1 pseudogene is annotated in these 272 nt (G+C 72.4%); it reads right to left on the bottom strand.

The annotated features are described in order from the left end of the window. A pseudogene (locus SB717_RS35855) lies at positions 1-247 on the bottom strand (hypothetical protein); the annotation flags it as partial. Positions 248-272: the final 25 nt, after the last annotated feature.

Genomic DNA, 272 nt, shown 5'->3' with positions numbered 1-272 from the left:
CGACGAGCCCGTCGATGAAGTCGCGCCCCTGCGCATTCGGGTTCTTCGCGAGGGTCGCGTGGTTCACCTGGTCGAAGTACGGCAGATTCTGCGTGGCCGTGCCGCCGGGCACGAGCGCGATCGCCGCCGGCGTCGTGCTCGTGGGAGCAGGAGTCGGAGAGGCGACGACCGTGGCCGAGGCCGTCGGCGCCGGAGCGCCCGTGCATCCCGTGAGCGCCAGCGCGACCGCTGCTGCAGCAGCGAGCATCGTGGCGGGCACCGCGAGAGATCCG

The sequence above is a fragment of the Priestia sp. SIMBA_032 genome (assembly GCF_046535215.1).
Taxonomy (GTDB): domain Bacteria; phylum Bacillota; class Bacilli; order Bacillales; family Bacillaceae_H; genus Priestia; species Priestia aryabhattai.
Note: the sequence above shows the minus strand (reverse complement) of the source record. Positions and strands in the feature narration are given on the sequence as shown.